The sequence below is a fragment of the Pseudostreptobacillus hongkongensis genome, from assembly GCF_001559795.1.
GTDB lineage: Bacteria > Fusobacteriota > Fusobacteriia > Fusobacteriales > Leptotrichiaceae > Pseudostreptobacillus > Pseudostreptobacillus hongkongensis.
The window spans coordinates 1-343 of record NZ_LOHY01000127.1; the positions used below are offsets into that span (position 1 = coordinate 1).

At 29.7% G+C, this 343-nt stretch carries 1 protein-coding gene; it reads left to right on the plus strand.

What is annotated here, in order from left to right:
- Positions 1–343: hypothetical protein (locus tag AYC59_RS07960; protein WP_169792233.1), on the plus strand; the 343-nt coding region annotated here is incomplete at both ends.

The window sequence follows — 343 nt, forward strand, 5'->3', positions numbered from 1 at the left end:
ATGTACTAGGATTTTCAACAAAATCTAAAGTTGATTATAATAAGTCAGAAGATTGGGGATTGGTTACTACTCGTAATTCAAATGCAGAAAATCAAAGTGTAAAATTACACAACACTAAATTAAGTACGGTGTCAAATGACAAATCTCTAATTTTAGCAAAAGCAGAAATAGCTAAAGATAATTCATTTGGTCAAGCAAGTAATTTTGAATCAAGTTTAAATGGTGGAAAAGGCTATGCTTCAAAAAATGCTGTATTTGAATTATCAGGAGAAAAATCAGAAGCAATAGCTGCTAATAATGGTTGGTTAATAGAAACACAAGGAGTTGATAAAAATACTGTATC